We start from the raw sequence: 17285 nt of genomic DNA on the forward strand, positions 1-17285 counted from the left end.
AAAAAACCCGTTGGTTTAAGGTTATGACAATAAAAAAATTTGTAGTAGGATGTTTTGATGATGAAAATATACTGTTTCCCGCGGTAAAAAAAGTGCGTAAAGCAGGATATAAAATTCATGATGTATATACCCCTTTCCCTTTGCACGGACTGGACAAAGAATTGGGTATGAGGGATACGAGCCTGCATACGGTAGGGTTTATATATGCATTAACCGGGCTTACTACCGCATTGGGCTTTATAAGCTGGATATTAACCAAAGACTGGGTGCAGAACTATGGTGGTAAACCTCATTTTTCCCTTGCCGCATGGATACCTATTATGTTTGAGCTTACGGTTTTATTTTCCGGGGTAGGAATGACCCTTACTTTTTGTTATCTCTGCCAATTGGCGCCGTTTGTAAAAAAGCATCATTTTCATCCCAGGGCAACAGACGACCAGTTTGTGATGGTTATTGAATGCACATCCAACACCAATGTGCAGGAGGCTGAAAATTTTCTGGCAGCAGCAGGTGCAAAAGAAGTTAATGTGCAAATGGCAGAAACCGGCTGGTGGCTGGGTCGCTACGACATGAACAAAAAATTATTTGATAATACAACCGAAACAGTAACGGCTTAAAGCAGGAAAGACAAACTTATTTCCGGATGAAACAAAGCATGAGAAATTGCTCTTTAAATGAAAACATGTATATGCTGTTTTCCAACAGACATCCGGCAATATAAAAAACATAGAAATATACGAATGAAAAAGATACCAGTTATATCATGCGCTTTTATGGTGGCAGTAATGGCTGTGGCAAGTTGCAGTAATAAAAAGCCCGGCATCAATTACATGCCCGACATGGCATACAGCCGCGCATATGAAACCAATTCGGAAAATGATATTTTTCCGGATAAGCAAACCAACCGCACGCCCGTTGAAGGAACCATAACCAGGGACCAGTTACTGCCTTTTCGCATTGAAAAGGATGGTGGGAGTGATACCACTAATTTTGCGAAAGCCAGAATGGTGCAAAATCCTTTGCGGACGCTGAATGCTGCAGACCTGAAAGAAGCAGAAAGATTGTATTTAATTTACTGCGGCATATGCCATGGTCCTAAATTAGACGGGAACGGTCCATTGTGGAAGGATGGTGACGGCCCTTTTCCCGCGGCGCCGAAAAATCTTTTGGATCCCACCATTGTCAGCCAGGGCGACGGGCAGATCTTTTATACCATCACTTATGGAAAAAATATGATGGGCAGCTATGCTTCCCAGTTAAATCCAAAACAGCGTTGGATGGTAATAGATTATATAAGAGAAAAGCAGGGCGTTAAAAAAACTACAACTACCGCTGCGGCAGATAGCAGCAGCACGGTAAAATAAAAACTGATTGAGCATTAAAAAATTCATTGAAGAATGATTAAGCAACAATTTGAAGCTCCGGCCAAATACAAGAAATGGACATATGGCTTACTGGCTGTTGGCCTGGTAGCATTTTTGGCTGGTTTTTTCTTTCTTGGCCTAAGTAAAGATGAGCATGACCAAACCCGGTTTTGGGCAGGACTTTTACAAAACAGTCTTTACTTTCTTATGATCTGCAATGCCTGTATGTTTTTCATATGTATCAATATACTTGGCCACAGTAGCTGGCAAACCACTTTCAGGAGAATACCGGAAGCGATAGCTGCGGTAGTTCCCGTTTTTGCCGTAGTATCAATGCTCGTATTTATTGCCATTGTTGTGGGCGATCAGCATCATATTTATCACTGGCTTGATAAAGATGCAGTGGCAAGCGATAAAATCCTTAGCTGGAAGAAAGGATTTCTTAATCCTACTTTCTTTTTTGTATGGACTGTCATCACTTTAGTCGTATGGATATTGGTAGGCAGAAAGATTAAACAGTTGTCATTGAGGGCAGATGAAGGTGAAATAACAGGTGAGGAAGCCCGGCAGTATATTTGGAACAATACGGTATGGGCCGGCATATTCATTGTGTTTTTCGCCTTAACTACCGGGTCAACCATTCCCTGGTTATGGCTTATGAGCATTGACGCGCATTGGTATTCGACTATGTATAGCTGGTACACTTTTATGAGCAGTTTTGTGGGTGGACTGGCATTGATAGCATTGTTTGTTATTTTCCTGAAAAACCAGGGTTACCTGGAACATACAACCAGTGAGCAACTGCATGACATCGGGAAATACATTTTTGCATTCTCCATATTCTGGGCTTATCTCTGGTTTTCACAGTTTATGCTGATATGGTATGCTAATATACCGGAGGAAACGATTTATTTTAAACCAAGGCTGCAGGGAGTGTATAAGGGCATATTCTGGTTTAACTTTATCGTTAATTTCATAGCGCCTATACTCATATTAATGACAAGAGGGTCTAAACGTAATTATGCTATTATGACATTTATGGCAATGGCTCTTGTTTTGGGTCACTGGCTTGATTTTTACCAGATGGTAATGCCGGGAGCCATGGGTGATCATTTTAGCCTGGGCTGGTACGAATGGGGTATGCTGGCCTTTTTTAGCGGTATGCTGATGTTCTTTACCGGAAGGGCTTTAGCCAAAGCACCTTTGGTGCCGAAATATCATCCTTATCTTAAAGAAAGTTTGATCCATCATACGTAAAGTAAAGTGCTGAAAGACACCCATTATTCAAGAATAATTTTTATATAAAATGACTTCCACCGAGTATTTTATTATCATAATAGTTGTATTGGTATTCATCGTTGTCTTTCAAATTGCAAAGGCCAGTGAGTATGTATCTGTTTTAAAAGGCGAGAAAAAAGCCTTTGAGCAAAATAATCGTATCAATGGATTTTTGATGCTGGTGTTTTTGGTAACAGGACTTGCGGCAGCCTGGTGGTGCAATAAGGTTTTGTATAAGAAAACATTGATGGGGGTGCCTTCCGCATCCGATCATGGTGAAAATATTGATACCATGATGTGGATCACCCTGGCTATCATTGGTTTTGTATTTGTTATTACCCAGGTATTGCTTTTTTGGTTTGCATACCGGTACCAGGCTTCTGAAAAAAGAAAGGTATTGTATTATCCGCACAACAATAAGCTGGAATTATTATGGACGGCGGTACCTGCTATTGCATTAACTGTATTGGTTGCTTTTGGATTGTACTATTGGTTTAAGATAACAGGAGATGCGCCTAAAACGGCTATGGAAGTTGAAATTACAGGTCACCAGTTTGGATGGGAATACCGCTATCCCGGAAAAGACAATGTTTTAGGCCGGCAGAATTATAAATTGGTAGATCCCTCTAAAAATAATCCGCTGGGACAGGATTGGAATGATGCGGCCAATCATGACGATCTTCATCCATCGGAAATGCATTTGATCGTTAACAAGCCTGTTAAATTGGTCATCCGTTCGCAGGATGTTATTCATGATGTAGGATTACCTCATTTCCGGATGAAGATGGATGCTGTGCCCGGCACGCCAACTACTATGTGGTTTACGCCAAAGTATACTACAGCCGAGATGAAAAAAATAACAGGTAATGAAAATTTTGTGTACGAAATTGCCTGTGATCAGGTGTGCGGGGTTGGGCACTATTCTATGCGGGGTGTGATTGTTGTTGATACACAGGAAGAATACGATAAATGGCTCGCAAGCCAGAAACCACAATTTCTTACCGCGCACCCGGATGGAGTTCCTCCAGCGGCAAAATCTGCCGCGGCAGAAGCTACCGGTACACAGACACCGGAAGGAAAACCTGTGGCACAGGCCGAAGAGCATTGATTTTGATTTGTAAACAGGACATTGTTGATTTGTAAAATATTTTTGTAATGAGTAACGAAGCTGTAATCCAACCTGGTGTTATCTCTCACGAGGTGCATGAACATCATGGTGAGCACCATCATCACGAAACATTTATATCCAAATATGTATTTAGCCAGGATCACAAAATGATCGCCAAACAATTTCTTATAACGGGTATGATTTGGGCGATCATTGGAGGGCTGATGTCGGTATTATTCCGGATTCAATTGGGATATCCGGAAGCAACCTTGCCCTGGCTGGAAGATATTTTCGGGCATTGGGCACGGGGCGGGAAAATATCTCCTGAATTTTATTACGCTTTGGGTACCATGCATGGTACCATATTGATATTTTTTGTGCTTACTGCAGGATTAAGCGGCACTTTCGCCAATTTGCTCATTCCCTTCCAGGTGGGCGCCAGGGATATGGCTTCGCCATTTATGAATATGCTTTCGTACTGGTTTTTTTTATTGGCCAGTATAATTATGATGTCTTCTTTGTTTGTGCAAACAGGTCCTGCTGCCGGCGGATGGACGGTATACCCTCCTTTAAGTGCATTGGGAGATGCATCCCAGGGATCTAAAATAGGAATGGATCTGTGGCTCATTAGTATGGCCATGTTTGTGGTATCGCAATTACTGGGCGGACTTAACTATGTTTCTACTATCCTTAATATGCGTACTAAGGGAATGACCATGACACGTTTGCCACTAACCATATGGGCAATTTTCTTTACAGCAGTATTGGGCTTGCTCTCATTTCCTGTTCTTTTATCAGGATTCATTCTGTTGCTGTTTGATCGTCACTTAGGTACGAGTTTTTATTTATCGGATATCGTGATTGCCGGAAAAATTTTACCTAATGAAGGTGGAAGCCCAATTTTATACCAGCACCTGTTTTGGTTCCTTGGTCACCCCGAAGTGTATATTATTATATTGCCCACCATGGGACTGGTTTCCGAGGTGATGTCTATCAATGCCCGAAAACCCATTTTTGGGTATATGGCCATGGTCGCCTCTTTATTCGCCATCGCCGTGCTGTCATTCCTGGTATGGGCGCACCATATGTTTGTAACCGGGTTGAATCCTTTTCTGGGTTCTGTTTTTGTGTTGCTTACTTTGCTGATTGCCGTACCTTCTGCTATAAAGGTATTTAACTGGCTTACTACACTCTGGCGGGGCAATATCCGGTTTACCCCGGGTATGATGTTTTGTATTGGGTTTGTCAGCACTTTTATTTCAGGCGGGTTAACTGGTATTTATGTTGGCAACTCTACGCTCGATATACATGTACATGATACATATTTTATAATAGCGCATTTTCATATTGTAATGGGGGTTTCCGCCTTCATGGGAATGTTTGCCGGAATTTATCACTGGTTCCCCAAAATGTATGGCAGGTATATGAACAACACGCTGGGCTATATCCATTTTTGGATAACACTGGCATGTGCTTATATTATATTTTGGCCAATGCACTACGAAGGGTTTGCAGGTATGCCACGCCGTTACTATAGCTACGAAAACTGGGAATCGTTTAAGCAATTTGCGGAACTGAACCGTGTCATTAGTTTTGCTGCTATACTGTCTTTCCTGGTGCAGTTGTTGTTTTTGTTTAATTTCTTCTATTCTATTTTTAAAGGAAGAAAGGTTACTACAAAAAATCCATGGGGAGCCAATACGCTTGAATGGACAACACCTATTAATCCCGGACATGGCAACTGGCCGGGTGAAATTCCTGAAGTGCACCGCTGGCCCTATGATTATGGTAAGGATGGCGTAGATTTTATTCCGCAAACCGAGCCGGTAACGAAAGATGAGTCGAAGCATTAATGATTTCCGCAAAGCGGGGTAATACAGCTCTTTGCGCTGATAAAACAGAGATTTTTGAAGGTAAGGGATACATACGATGGGGTACAGCAATCAGCTTCTTTTATGGTAATTGACAAGCTCAAAGACTATATGCTACTGATAAAGTTCACCCTGAGTTTTACAGTAGTATTTTCTTGTGTGATCAGTTATTTACTGGCGCCGGATATTACGTTCAGTTTTTTGTCAGTTCTTTTATTATTTATAGGTGGATTGCTGATAACGGGGTCGGCCAACGCTATTAACCAGGTAACAGAGAAAGATACAGATGCATTGATGAAGCGCACAGCGAAGCGTCCGGTTGCCAATGGTAAAATGAGCGTTTCTGAAGCTTCAGCCTTTGCCGCTGTGGCTGGCATCGCAGGCATATTGATAGTGGGTTATTGGTTTAACTGGACGGCGGCTATGCTGGGATTGTTCAGCCTGTTCCTGTACGGATTTGTATATACGCCTTTAAAAAAGGTGCATTCCGTTTCTGTACTGGTAGGCGCCATTCCGGGAGCATTGCCCTGTTTGATCGGCTGGGTGGCGGGTACGGATGAATTGAGTGCCGGCGGATGGGCTTTATTTGCAATCCAGTTTTTTTGGCAATTCCCGCATTTTTGGGCAATTGCATGGGTAGCGCATAAAGATTACAGCAGGGCAGGGTTTAAGCTGATGCCCTCCGATGCAGGGCCAACAAAATATTCGGCTATCCAGGCCATTATCTATTCGCTTTTAATGATACCGGTAGGTATAATTCCCTACCTGATACATATGAGCGGACAAGTTAGCCTGGTTATTATATTAGCGGCCAATTTATTTATGGTATGGCAAAGCATGCGTTTATACAGGGAAATGAATGTACAGGCCGCCAGAAGAGTAATGTTTAGTTCTTATATTTATTTACCGGTAGTGCTTTTAAGCCTGCTTGCCGACAAAGTAGCAGGCGTATAAATGAAACAAGTTCTAATGATAGAAATGATGAGTGCGCAGCAAAAAAGAATACATCCGTACAAGTTTAACATGTGGCTGGGCCTTGCAGGTATAATTATGATGTTTGCCGGGCTTACCAGCGCTTATATTGTAAAACGCAGTCAGCCGGGGTGGGAAAGTTTTACGTTGCCAGGCATATTTTCATACTCTACTTTGGTTATACTGGTTAGCAGCGTAGCCATACAAGTGGCCTTGAGGGCGTTCAAAGCGCACCAGATGGGTAAATACAGATTGTTCCTTGCTATAACTGCTGTTTTGGGTATCCTGTTCAGTATATTACAGGTGAGCGGATTTTACCGGTTTGAGGAAATGGGTATGAAAATGATTGGTATAGGTTCCAATCCGGCCTATTCCTTTGTACTGGCTATAGCCGGGTTACATATTGTGCATGTATTGGGTGGTGTGGTTGCCTTAGGGATTGTTTTTTTTAAAGCATTTAGTACAAAAAAACGTAATTATGATAGTACACCCGTGGAAATAGTAGCTACCTACTGGCATTTCGTAGATATTCTTTGGGTTTACATTTTTGTATTTTTTCATTTATTGCACTAACGGGAACAAAATTGAGCATTAATAAAATTTAAATTGCATGTCAACACACATACCGGCCGGATATAAATGGTGGACGGGGGGGAAAAGCCCTTATAATGTAAGCTATGGAAAACTGATGATGTGGATTTTCCTGATGAGTGACACATTTACTTTCGGCGCATTGCTTATTTCTTATGGCACTATCCGGGTAAGCCATAATTACTGGCCCGACCCCAATCATGTATTTAATACATTCCCTCTGATGGGGGATGCCAACCTGCCGCTTGCATTTGTGAGTTTGATGACCTTTATCCTGATCATGAGTTCCGTTACCATGGTGCTTGCCGTGCATGAAGGACATAAGAGAAATAAGAAAGGGGTTGAGAAATGGTTGCTCTGGACAATTTTGGGAGGCTTTATGTTTTTGGGTTGCCAGGCATGGGAATGGACACACCTGATTACCCACACACATCCGGTTTTAATTGACGGACAGATACAGGAAATAGGCGCTACCATAACACAAAACCACTTTGGCCCTGCCGTTCCTGGACTTATGCATGATGGCCACCAGGTTCATTTGCCCGGACCTCCCGGCTTTGGAAACTTCTTTTTTGGTATAACAGGTTTCCATGGATTTCACGTATTTACGGGAGTAATGTTTAATATACTCATGTATTTCTGGACGCTCAACGGACGTTTCGAACGCCTGGGTCATTATGAGATGGTGGAAAAAGTTGGTTTGTACTGGCACTTTGTAGACCTGGTATGGGTATTTGTATTTCTTTGTTTTTATCTTATTTAACCGATTTATTGTATTAAAAGCATATGCAACACATGGAACATGCAACGCAACACATGGCGGGATCACCCGAAATAACTTTTCAGCACGAGCCTGCGCCCAATACAAAAAGGATTTGGAAGACCTTTTGGATACTGCTTGTCCTTACTATAGCTGAGCTTGCACTGGGCTTATCTCATTATGCCTTTCATATGGAAGGATGGGTATTGCTGTTTTTAAAGGGAGGCATGATTATTCTTTCCCTGTGTAAGGCAATTTATATTGTTTCTATCTTCATGCACCTTGGCGATGAAGTAAGAAACCTTAAACTTACAGTATTGGTGCCGCTGCTGCTTTTTGTATGGTTTATTCTTGCTTTTTTATGGGATGGTGTAGCATATAAAAATTTACGCAACAAGTTTGATGTACCTGCTCCCACGGAGCAGGTAGCACCTCATGATGTTCAGAAACCCGGAACATTAGATTAAATAGTTCGAATCACTTTCAACCATCGCTCAACCGGGCGATGGTTTTTTTGTAGATTTAGATAAAATCTTTTGTGATGCAAAAAGTGCTCTTTCTGCTGTTGAGCGGGTTGCTGCTGAACTGTTCTTCTACCAGGCAAATAGAAAAGCGCTATACGGCCGATGATCAAACTGTTTTTGCATTGCTGGAACGGTTAAAAAAGAACGCAGATGATGCCGAAGCCGCTAATCTGCTTCCGGAAGCGTACAAACAGGCTGCTGAAGCCCGAAAAAATATCAATAGCAATGCTTACAACACATTGAGTTCGGGCGACCGGTGGATGGAAATCGCTAAACAACTCCAGGTTGCAGAGCAAATGTACAGCCAGATTAAAGCGACTCCCGCGGCTGCTAAATTAATTCCCAACCCATGGGATCCTTCCATTAAAATACAGGAAGCGAAACAAAAAGCTGCGGAAGAATATTATAACCAGGGACTGCACTACTTATCGTATAACAACCGTCCTTACGGACAGAAAGCCTATGAAATGTTCGTTAAGGCAAACAAGGCATATCCTCGTTACCGCGATGTAGAGCGCCTTATGCAACAGGCGCAGGAACTGGCTACAATTAAAGTAGTGGTACAACCCGTGGATTATTATAATAATAACTGGAGCTACTGGGGATTCAATAACGATTACCTGCAGTATACAATGGTTCGCGATCTCAATAACGCATCTTATAATAATACCCGTTTCTATACCAACAGGGAAGCTGAAGCTAACGCTATAAAGGCAGACAGGGTAGTGGAACTGAATTTTAATGATTTGTATGTAGGCAATCTATATACCGACCGGTATACTATACAGCGTTCTAAAAAAATAGAGATAGGACAAACGCGGTCTGTTCCGGCAAAACCCGTTTACAAAACAATTACTGCCACCGTGCATGTTACCCGCAGCATATTGCAAAGCCGGGCTTCATTGGATTGTCGCATTTATGATTGGGTGAGCGGCCGTAATATATTGTCGGATCGTTTTCACGATAATTATACATGGCGGCATGAAGCGGCGCGCTATACAGGTGACAAGCGGGCTTTGGAAGCTTCGGACTGGAGCCTCATCAATAACTCAAGCCCCATTCGCCCGCCTTCGAGGGAGGCGCTGGCAGAAAGGCTGGTGAATAATTGTTATAATCAATTGCTGAACCGGATCCGGAGCGGGGTGAGTTTCTAAATCCGCATCTTATTGGGTTAAAAGTTAATGCTTCTTTTTCTCGCTACCACATTCCATTCGGTGGCGATTTTTTTATTTTCAACTACATAAGCCTTATCGTACAAAGCAACGGTAGGGCATATATGTACGGGAACACCGTATAGTATATCACCGGTATGATATTGAGCGGCGTCTGCCACACGCAATACCAAATGCTCCTCGCTTTGTCCTGTCGGCGTTACATCCGGGGCATTTAAAAAATGAACCCGCGGCAAAGGATTTTCTGCAGCAACCGATTTATGCCCCAGGTCGGTGCAAATGGTATGCTCATCTACTATGGAAATTACTCTTGTAATAACGAGCGCCGCATACTCAAAAGGCTCATCGGGAAAAGAATGTTTATACCCCCAGTCAGTAAAAACAAAAGTACCGGGGCTGCATTCAACATGTTGCCGGTGGGCGTGTGTTGGAAACGTAGGTGTGCCACCCATTACTATTTTTAAAGTGTGCTGATGCGCTTCTTCTATCTTTTGATGTAATGTAGCTACCTGCTGAAATCCCTCATCACTTTTTTGTTGCCGTAAAGTTGTATCCGTATCACGTATATGACCATCATAGCCGTGCAAACCAACCAGTTGTATATTCTTCAATGACAGGATGAGACCAACAAGCGGTAAAGCTTTTTCCGGCACAATACCGGTTCTGTTCATTCCAGTATTCAGGTCAATAAAAACATTTATTACAATGCCCTGCGCCTCGGCCACATTGTTAATGTGTATTGTAGTTGCTTCATTGTCTGTTAAACATGCAAAATGAACGGAGGGATATGCTTTAATAAGATTAGCGAATCGTTTTGCTTTAGGTCCAACAGGCTGGTAAGCCAGCAATACATCCGGCGCCCCTACAGTTGCCAGCATTTCGGCTTCTGCAATAGTGGCGCATTTGAATTTGGTTACGCCTTCTTCCAGCATCATGCTGCACACTTCAGCCATTTTATTGGTTTTAACATGCGGGCGCAGTATGCGCACATCCTTTACCATGCTTTTTAGCAAACGAATATTTTCTTTTACCCGGTCTTTATACAGCAGCAATGCAGGAGAATCAATACTGTCAGCATCATCAACTGTATACCATTCATTTGTTGAACGAACATTATCAACCATAACCTTTTATTTTATCATGCCAATTCAAATATTGCTTCTATCTCAACGGGTATATTACCCGGTAAGGAGCCCATACCTACCGCGCTGCGAACGCCTACGCCATTTTCTTCTCCCCATATAGAGGCAAACAATTCACTGCAACCATTAATCACATAGGGGTGTTTTTCAAATTCAGGTGTGCAATTTACCATGCCCAGCACTTTAATAACCCGCTTAATATTGTCGAGGCTTCCAATATGTGCTCTTATAGTTGCCAGCATGGTTAGCCCTACCTGCTTTGCAGCCAGTTTACCCTGTTCCTCATCCATATCCTTTCCAATACTTCCTTTTATAAGGGTTTGGTCTTCCTGCACAGGACCATGTCCTGAAAGATAGAGATGATTGCCGTCTATGAGGCAGGGTTTGTAAACGCCCATTGGTTTTGGCGCAGGTGGTAGCGTTAGTCCTAAACGAACCAGTCTTTCTTCGGCAGTTCCGTCTTGCATATAATAAAATTTAGTTTACAAATATAATTCAACAGTTACATGTTACCGGTAAGGTATAAATCTTTTGTACATTTATATGCCATTTCATTTTTGAATGACAAAAAATATTTTTATGTACCACCGGTTTTTTAATACTAAAAAGATATTCCTGGCGGCAGCGCTGTTCATTATTATTTTGCCCGTTTTTTCGCAGGAGATTGGCGTGCAGTTGTACAGTTTTCGAAAACAACTGCCCGGTGATGTGCCCGGTATGCTGGAGAAAATAAGTAAAATGGGTATTAAAGAGTTGGAAGGCGGTGACAGCTATGGATTGCCGGTAGATGAATTTAAATCCCTGTTGAAGAAAAATAACCTGGAGATGATTAGTGTGGGCGCCGATTTTCAGCAACTGGCCAAAAATCCGCAGGCATCTGTGGATCTCGCCAAAACCTATGGTGCAAAATATGTGGTTGTATTCTGGATTCCGCATACAGATGCTTTTACAATTGATGACGCTAAAAATGCAGTTGCTGTATTTAATACCGCCGGAAAGCTATTGAAAGAGAATGGTATTACTTTATGCTATCATGCGCATGGATATGAATTTGGAGCTTACGGTGAGGGTACATTGTTTGATTACATGGCACAAAACATGAATGCCTCCTATGCCAATTTTGAAATGGATGTATTCTGGGTAAAGCACCCCGGGCAGGATCCGGTAGCATTGCTTAAAAAATATCCCAAACGTTTTCCTTTAATGCATCTTAAAGACAGAAAGACTGGAACAGAAGGCAACCAGAAAGGGGAGGCCGATGTAGAATCCAATGTAGTGCTGGGTTCGGGCGATGTGGGCATTGCTGCCATAATGAAGGCGGCAAAGAAAGCCGGCGTAAAGCACTATTTTATCGAAGACGAATCCTCCCGCTCGGTAGAACAGGTGCCACTCAGCCTTGCTTACCTGAAGCTGCTGAAATAATAATGCTTTGAAAAAAATACACCGCGAAGAATCGCGGTGTCTGATATATACTTAAAACTCCAAAACGTCTCTTTAAATATTTTTACGGTGATTAGCATTAGTAATGAAAAGAATTTATTCGGAAAGCTTGCCGTATTGTGTTTCCTTTTTTTTCATTTTTAGTTTGGTCATAACCAATGCTCCTATTTTTTCTCCCTGCATTACGGCTACGTCTACCGAATTCCGGTAATGTATTCCACCATAAAAACGACTGATCCCCGCTTCTGTTGCTGCTTCCCGCGGCGACTTAAAATCTCTGTCTGGCCAGCCCCACGCCCTTTCTGTGGTGTCCCTGAAGGGTGTGTCTTCGCCATAAATAGAAGTAAGTACCGAAGCGGCAGCGGTAGAAATAATGGCATGGCCGCTGGTATATTCAGGAAAAGGCGGTGTTTGTAATTCCGGTTTCCAGTCTTCATCAATATACTTATTGATATAGGTTTCCGGCCGAATAACATTCCATCCGAATTTCATATCCCAGCATGAGATAAAAGCATCCATAACGGCAAATGAAACAGCAGTATAATTGTATATTGTTTCATCAAAATCTGAATTTTTATTTTTTGCGATAATGCCGGTAATGCCCATCCAATGGCCGCCCGGCGTCATGGCTTTGGTAGCAAACATTACATGCCCTGCTACATTCATTTTAAATCCATTGCAATCCCAGAAATCTGCAATGGCTTTTTGTTCAGGACTAAGGTTTTTTCCTGTGAGATATACTTCATTCACCATTTTATAAAAAGTACTGTTGCTGTCTTTGCTGAAAGCGGGGGGTGGAGACGCCATAAATTGATTGGCACTGTCCATAACGATCGTTCTTATGGTTGCCCAATGCGGCTCCACTGCCTGGAAATAACCCGGTGGTGTGGGTACCCATTTACCTTCATCATCGGGCACAGTATATTTTGCTGCAGAGCGGGTTTGGGCATAATTATCTTCTTTACTCCATAGCAATACATGTTTTGCAACGGTATCTGCATATTTTACAGAATTATTATACACATCTTCGGGCATGCCATGATCTTTTGCCAGTTGCTGTAGTGAATCTATGATGGCGGCAGTGGTCTCTTTTGAAAAAGTCAGCGTTTCTCCTATCTGCATCAGCGCAAGCGTAGCGGCAAACTGGTATTGAACAGGGGCGCCGACAGGTGGCGATGGTACATTTTCCCAGTCTTTCAGTTGTCCGTTGAGCGATGTGTATTTTGTATTGCCATGCGCCATTACTTCATAGGCCGCCAGGTGTGCGTAAGCATATATCCTGCTCGCCACGGGTGGCGAAAAAATATCATAGGTAATTACTTCTGTCAACTGGTTGGTTACGTGGCTATATAGCAAGGGGTTACTGAATACAGCTTCATAATCATTTTTAGTATTGCATGCACTAAAAAAGAGGGCTGATACCGCTATAGAATAAATAAATTTTTTCATATCGTATTAAACCGGCTATGCCTTATTATGGCGTTGATAAATCACGTGATGTGAATGACAGGATACCCAGATTCTTTTATAGAGCCTGAATGTTATATCAATTCACTACTTATGTTTGTTCATTTTCAAAAGGGAAATGAACAATAGAAAATAAAGGAGAACTATCCTGTTAGTGGAATATCGTTACAATAATTGTTTGCTGCAATTTGTCGGGCAGCAAATTTTTGTTTAACAGGAAATGGTTTGTAAATCGGGGGGCTGCCAGGGAGAGCTGACAGAGATGGAAAGAAGCGGGCTTGCGCTTGCACCAATACAATAAGAGATAACATTGCTTATTGCGGCAATTACCCAGTCTTCGGTTTGCTGGCCAATATAATCACCGGCGGAAAATTGAAATGACAGGGGAGGATGAGATGATTTTGCATTGCCGGCATCTTTCTGAAGATCATTAACCAAACTGAAAAATTCATCACGGGCTGTGCTGATCTTTGTTTTTATTTCATCAGGAATGCAAAGCAGCACCAGCGAGTCGTTAAATATTTTCCGTTTTACGTATTTGTAATGCACGCCATCAATATCTATCTCGCCGTCATACCTTTCAAAATCATTCCAGTTGCTGTGATAAGGCAGGTGGATGGGAATTTTTACTTCTACCAGGTCTTCATCATTATATTGCTGCTGGTCTAATTTTACTTCCAGCTTTGTATTTTCCTGCACTTCCCAGTATTGCAACAGGGCCCTGTAACCAACAAGGTTAAAGAGAAAGATCAAAATCAGGGATATAGCAGTTAACCGGCGCAAAATGAATTCAATTGTCTTTTAATGCATGTAAAAGCAATTGCAATATAAATCTATTTCATTAAAAAAGGAACAATTTTATATAACATGCTTTCCGATTAGTGCTGTGTTAAACGTGAGAAGTAAGGGGTAGTGAATGGTGAGAAGTGAATAGTGAGAGGTGTGATTCACTATTCACCTCTATCCTCCAGCATAATTTGCCTGACTTAACATGAGTAGTTTTTATTTAGCCGCAATTACACTGATCTCCACATTCACGTTTTTGGGTAATCCCTTAACCGCTACTGTTTCCCTTGCCGGAAAGTTGTCCGAAAAATATTTTCCGTACACCTCGTTTACTATGGTAAACAGGCTCATATCCGATAGAAAGATCGTTGTTTTTATTACATGGTTAAAGCTTAGCCCGGCCTCACTCAGAATGGCTTCTATGTTTTGCATTACCTGTGTTGTTTCGGCTATAGCGTCTGTTGCTTCAATATTTCCTGTATGTGGATTAATAGCTATTTGCCCCGAAACAAATAATAAGTTGCCCGCCATTACCGACTGGCTGTAAGGCCCGATGGGAGCAGGTGCATTTTGAGTGTTGATGACCTTTTTGTCCATAGTATAATTGTAAGAATGATAAAATGGCAAAGTTACCCAATATAGCAATACTTGCCGGTTTGAGATGGATTCAGGGTGCAGGTTACAAGTTGCAGGTTTCAGGGAAACAAGGTACGAAGCATCTGTATTTATTTAGTTTTGTGATTTGTTTCCTGGTTCTTTGTACTCCCTCCGGATTTTGTTCCGCAAGTGCGGGGCTGGCTTCGGACTTTTAAATTTATTTTTGATAAACGCTAAAAAACTGAATTAAATGGCGCTTCTCTTACACATTGATACAGCATTGGAAAAAGCTTTTGTAGGACTGTCCCGCAATGGGGTATTGTTAATGGAGCTTGAAAATGCGGTGCAGTATGATCATGCCACTTTTGTGCAACCTGCTATCCGGCACATCCTGGATAAATGCAGTTTTTCAATGAATGATATTGATGCAGTAGGTGTAACAACAGGCCCGGGTTCTTACACGGGGTTACGTGTAGGTATGGCCAGCGCCAAAGGAATATGTTATGCGTTGAACAAACCATTAGTAGCAGTAACTACGCTTGAAGCAATGGCGGCTGCAGCTATTGAAGCATTTCCCGGCTTTGATGCTTACTGCCCGATGATTGATGCCCGGCGGAATGAAGTGTATGCAGCATTGTACGAACCGGCAATGAAAGTGGTATTTGCACCCCAAGCCGCAATACTTTCTGTAGATTTTTTTGCACAGGAACTGCAACATAAAAAAATTCTTTTTTTTGGAAGCGGCGCCTCTAAATGGAAGCAAATGGACGTTTTTAGCAACAATGCCTCTTTTGAAAAAGCAGCATATAATGGTAAACACTTAGTCAAACTTCTGCTTAAGTCCTTTAAAAACAATCTTTTTTGTAATCTTGCCTATACAGAGCCCTTATATATCAAAGATGTTCATTTTGCGGGGCCAAAAAAGCCGGAATAACCATCCATACAATTTTATTACTTTAACACAGTATGGAGGGCTTTATTTGTATTTTCGGTTATATCTTTGCACTTGATATATTAATGATTAAATTTTAAAGTTATTATTCCTATGACAGGCCTTACAAATCCATACACAATGGTGTTGAACGGATCAGCGCAAGAAAATGCATCCGAGTTAAGGATTGACTTCCTTAATGTTAAAAAAGCTGCGCTCATTCTGAGAGCGCTCAATCACAAGCTGAGACAGCAAATGATTCAGTTGCTGGATGAAAAACAAAAGATGACAGTTACTGAATTATACGTGCAGTTAAGGCTTGAGCAGTCAGTTGCGTCACAGCACCTGGCTATTTTGAGAAGAGCAGGTATGGTAAGTACTACCCGTGAGGGAAAGTTCATATACTACTCGGTAAACCATAAGCGCCTGGCCGAAATATACCATTTTGTAGAACAGCTATTAAGTTAATACTTACCGCTTTTTTATAAACGGTTGATGTATCATTATCATCAACCGTTTTTATTTAAACGCATTTTTAAGCATATGTCCGAAATGTTGTATCCCCATAGGCGTGCATTTACTGTCCGGCAATTAAAGGAATTATTGAAGGATAACGAACACACCGTTATTGTTGACACCAGGAGCGTTGCCGCTTTTACAGAAGGGTTTATACCAGGTTCTGTTTTTATAGGGTTGGAAGGCAACTTTGTAGAGTGGGCCGTTAACCTGCTGCCCACCAGTAAAACGATAGTTTTAGTTACTTCCACCGGAAAGGAAAAAGAATGTATCGAATTGCTGATAAATGCCGGGTTTAAGAATGTGGCTGGTTACCTGGATGGGGGATTTGAAGCATGGAAAGATGCAGATGGCGCAGTTGATCTGATCATTGATATTGACGCCGGTGAACTGGCAATGGATATACCTTTTGATGAAAATCTTGTAGTGGTTGATGTGCGCCGGCCGGTAGAATATGCAGAAGGTCATGTGCAGGATGCATTAAACCTTCCCTTAATTGATATGAAAGATCCTGGCAATATTGCCCGGCTTAATGAAAAAGATAACCTTTACCTGCATTGTGCACGGGGATACCGCAGCGTTATTGCTGCATCACTGCTCAAGCTACAGGGCTACAATAACCTGCGCAATATAACCGGTGGCTGGGAATCAATAAAGCATACCAAGGGCATTACCATTGTAAAAGATCCCGGGGCGTTGAATTAGGTTTCAGGTTTCAGGTTACAGGTTACAGGTTTCATGGAAACCCTGTAACTTGTACTCTGCA

The 17285-nt window shown here is 42.0% G+C and carries 19 protein-coding genes; 14 read left to right on the top strand and 5 right to left on the bottom strand.

Translation table 11 applies throughout. The features are described 5' to 3' along the window. Positions 1–23 precede the first annotated feature (23 nt). From FRX45_RS13140 to FRX45_RS13185, 10 genes are all read left to right on the top strand, one after another. A complete protein-coding gene (locus FRX45_RS13140; RefSeq protein WP_152268901.1) occupies positions 24–617 on the top strand; it encodes a DUF3341 domain-containing protein in 594 nt (197 codons plus the stop codon). A 123-nt stretch (positions 618–740) separates the two neighbouring features. Continuing rightward, positions 741–1364 (top strand): c-type cytochrome, encoded by a 624-nt coding sequence (locus tag FRX45_RS13145; RefSeq protein ID WP_152268902.1) that lies wholly within the window; start codon positions 741–743, stop codon positions 1362–1364. Positions 1365–1397: 33 nt separating this feature from the next. Next, positions 1398–2621 (top strand): quinol:cytochrome C oxidoreductase, encoded by a 1224-nt coding sequence (locus FRX45_RS13150; protein WP_152268903.1) that lies wholly within the window; start codon positions 1398–1400, stop codon positions 2619–2621. A gap of 49 nt (positions 2622–2670) precedes the next feature. Next, positions 2671–3750, top strand: a complete 1080-nt coding sequence (locus FRX45_RS13155) for a cytochrome c oxidase subunit II (protein WP_152268904.1) — start codon at positions 2671–2673, stop codon at positions 3748–3750. Between the two features lie 47 nt (positions 3751–3797). Next, positions 3798–5603 carry a cytochrome c oxidase subunit I gene (locus FRX45_RS13160; RefSeq protein ID WP_152268905.1) on the top strand — a complete coding sequence of 602 codons (1806 nt, stop codon included), beginning with the start codon at positions 3798–3800 and terminating at the stop codon, positions 5601–5603. Positions 5604–5657: 54 nt separating this feature from the next. After that, positions 5658–6575: a heme o synthase gene (cyoE, locus tag FRX45_RS13165; RefSeq protein ID WP_226805351.1), complete on the top strand. Its 918-nt coding sequence runs from the start codon at positions 5658–5660 to the stop codon at positions 6573–6575. Next, positions 6576–7166 carry a cytochrome c oxidase subunit 3 gene (locus tag FRX45_RS13170; protein ID WP_226805353.1) on the top strand — a complete coding sequence of 197 codons (591 nt, stop codon included), beginning with the start codon at positions 6576–6578 and terminating at the stop codon, positions 7164–7166. Between the two features lie 37 nt (positions 7167–7203). Continuing rightward, entirely contained in the window at positions 7204–7947 is a 744-nt protein-coding gene (locus tag FRX45_RS13175; RefSeq protein ID WP_152268906.1) for a cytochrome c oxidase subunit 3, read from the top strand. 32 nt (positions 7948–7979) lie between these two features. Next, the gene (locus FRX45_RS13180; RefSeq protein ID WP_193311694.1) at positions 7980–8411 is read left to right on the top strand and encodes a cytochrome C oxidase subunit IV family protein; all 432 of its coding nucleotides are present in this window, start codon (positions 7980–7982) and stop codon (positions 8409–8411) included. Positions 8412–8485: 74 nt separating this feature from the next. Next, positions 8486–9622 carry a hypothetical protein gene (locus FRX45_RS13185; RefSeq protein WP_152268908.1) on the top strand — a complete coding sequence of 379 codons (1137 nt, stop codon included), beginning with the start codon at positions 8486–8488 and terminating at the stop codon, positions 9620–9622. Between the two features lie 17 nt (positions 9623–9639). On the opposite strand, the gene FRX45_RS13190 is transcribed toward FRX45_RS13185, so the two are convergent. After that, positions 9640–10764 (bottom strand): D-TA family PLP-dependent enzyme, encoded by a 1125-nt coding sequence (locus FRX45_RS13190; protein WP_152268909.1) that lies wholly within the window; start codon positions 10762–10764, stop codon positions 9640–9642. A gap of 14 nt (positions 10765–10778) precedes the next feature. Further along, positions 10779–11249 carry a RidA family protein gene (locus tag FRX45_RS13195; RefSeq protein ID WP_152268910.1) on the bottom strand — a complete coding sequence of 157 codons (471 nt, stop codon included), beginning with the start codon at positions 11247–11249 and terminating at the stop codon, positions 10779–10781. A 112-nt stretch (positions 11250–11361) separates the two neighbouring features. Between FRX45_RS13195 and FRX45_RS13200 the strand changes: the two genes are divergently transcribed. Next, positions 11362–12204, top strand: coding sequence for a sugar phosphate isomerase/epimerase family protein (locus FRX45_RS13200; protein WP_152268911.1), 843 nt, complete (start codon positions 11362–11364; stop codon positions 12202–12204). Positions 12205–12318: 114 nt separating this feature from the next. On the opposite strand, the gene FRX45_RS13205 is transcribed toward FRX45_RS13200, so the two are convergent. The 3 genes from FRX45_RS13205 to FRX45_RS13215 form a co-directional block, all read right to left on the bottom strand. Beyond that, entirely contained in the window at positions 12319–13671 is a 1353-nt protein-coding gene (locus tag FRX45_RS13205; RefSeq protein WP_152268912.1) for a vanadium-dependent haloperoxidase, read from the bottom strand. Between the two features lie 228 nt (positions 13672–13899). Next, complete coding sequence (locus tag FRX45_RS13210; RefSeq protein WP_152268913.1) at positions 13900–14442, bottom strand: hypothetical protein; 543 nt, start codon at positions 14440–14442, stop codon at positions 13900–13902. A gap of 249 nt (positions 14443–14691) precedes the next feature. Beyond that, entirely contained in the window at positions 14692–15072 is a 381-nt protein-coding gene (locus tag FRX45_RS13215) for a RidA family protein (protein ID WP_152268914.1), read from the bottom strand. 250 nt (positions 15073–15322) lie between these two features. Here FRX45_RS13215 and tsaB point away from each other — a divergent pair, with 250 nt between their 5' ends. The 3 genes from tsaB (at position 15323) to FRX45_RS13230 (ending at position 17224) form a co-directional block, all read left to right on the top strand. After that, the gene (tsaB, locus tag FRX45_RS13220) at positions 15323–16006 is read left to right on the top strand and encodes a tRNA (adenosine(37)-N6)-threonylcarbamoyltransferase complex dimerization subunit type 1 TsaB (RefSeq protein ID WP_152268915.1); all 684 of its coding nucleotides are present in this window, start codon (positions 15323–15325) and stop codon (positions 16004–16006) included. A gap of 111 nt (positions 16007–16117) precedes the next feature. Next, positions 16118–16471, top strand: coding sequence for an ArsR/SmtB family transcription factor (locus FRX45_RS13225; protein ID WP_193311695.1), 354 nt, complete (start codon positions 16118–16120; stop codon positions 16469–16471). Between the two features lie 75 nt (positions 16472–16546). Next, positions 16547–17224, top strand: a complete 678-nt coding sequence (locus FRX45_RS13230; protein WP_226805356.1) for a rhodanese-like domain-containing protein — start codon at positions 16547–16549, stop codon at positions 17222–17224. Positions 17225–17285 lie beyond the last annotated feature (61 nt).

It is taken from the genome of Agriterribacter humi (assembly GCF_009192765.1).
Taxonomy (GTDB): Bacteria; Bacteroidota; Bacteroidia; order Chitinophagales; family Chitinophagaceae; genus Agriterribacter; species Agriterribacter humi.

Bases quoted from the DNA above. Each gene is read 5' to 3' on its own strand.
- FRX45_RS13140 (WP_152268901.1), top strand. From the start codon at position 24: ATGACAATAAAAAAATTTGTAGTAGGATGTTTTGATGATGAAAATATA.
- FRX45_RS13145 (WP_152268902.1), top strand. From the start codon at position 741: ATGAAAAAGATACCAGTTATATCATGCGCTTTTATGGTGGCAGTAATG.
- FRX45_RS13150 (WP_152268903.1), top strand. From the start codon at position 1,398: ATGATTAAGCAACAATTTGAAGCTCCGGCCAAATACAAGAAATGGACA.
- FRX45_RS13155 (WP_152268904.1), top strand. From the start codon at position 2,671: ATGACTTCCACCGAGTATTTTATTATCATAATAGTTGTATTGGTATTC.
- FRX45_RS13160 (WP_152268905.1), top strand. From the start codon at position 3,798: ATGAGTAACGAAGCTGTAATCCAACCTGGTGTTATCTCTCACGAGGTG.
- FRX45_RS13170 (WP_226805353.1), top strand. From the start codon at position 6,576: ATGAAACAAGTTCTAATGATAGAAATGATGAGTGCGCAGCAAAAAAGA.
- FRX45_RS13175 (WP_152268906.1), top strand. From the start codon at position 7,204: ATGTCAACACACATACCGGCCGGATATAAATGGTGGACGGGGGGGAAA.
- FRX45_RS13180 (WP_193311694.1), top strand. From the start codon at position 7,980: ATGGAACATGCAACGCAACACATGGCGGGATCACCCGAAATAACTTTT.
- FRX45_RS13185 (WP_152268908.1), top strand. From the start codon at position 8,486: ATGCAAAAAGTGCTCTTTCTGCTGTTGAGCGGGTTGCTGCTGAACTGT.
- FRX45_RS13190 (WP_152268909.1), bottom strand. From the start codon at position 10,764: ATGGTTGATAATGTTCGTTCAACAAATGAATGGTATACAGTTGATGAT.
- FRX45_RS13195 (WP_152268910.1), bottom strand. From the start codon at position 11,249: ATGCAAGACGGAACTGCCGAAGAAAGACTGGTTCGTTTAGGACTAACG.
- FRX45_RS13200 (WP_152268911.1), top strand. From the start codon at position 11,362: ATGTACCACCGGTTTTTTAATACTAAAAAGATATTCCTGGCGGCAGCG.
- FRX45_RS13205 (WP_152268912.1), bottom strand. From the start codon at position 13,671: ATGAAAAAATTTATTTATTCTATAGCGGTATCAGCCCTCTTTTTTAGT.
- FRX45_RS13215 (WP_152268914.1), bottom strand. From the start codon at position 15,072: ATGGACAAAAAGGTCATCAACACTCAAAATGCACCTGCTCCCATCGGG.
- tsaB (WP_152268915.1), top strand. From the start codon at position 15,323: ATGGCGCTTCTCTTACACATTGATACAGCATTGGAAAAAGCTTTTGTA.
- FRX45_RS13225 (WP_193311695.1), top strand. From the start codon at position 16,118: ATGACAGGCCTTACAAATCCATACACAATGGTGTTGAACGGATCAGCG.
- FRX45_RS13230 (WP_226805356.1), top strand. From the start codon at position 16,547: ATGTCCGAAATGTTGTATCCCCATAGGCGTGCATTTACTGTCCGGCAA.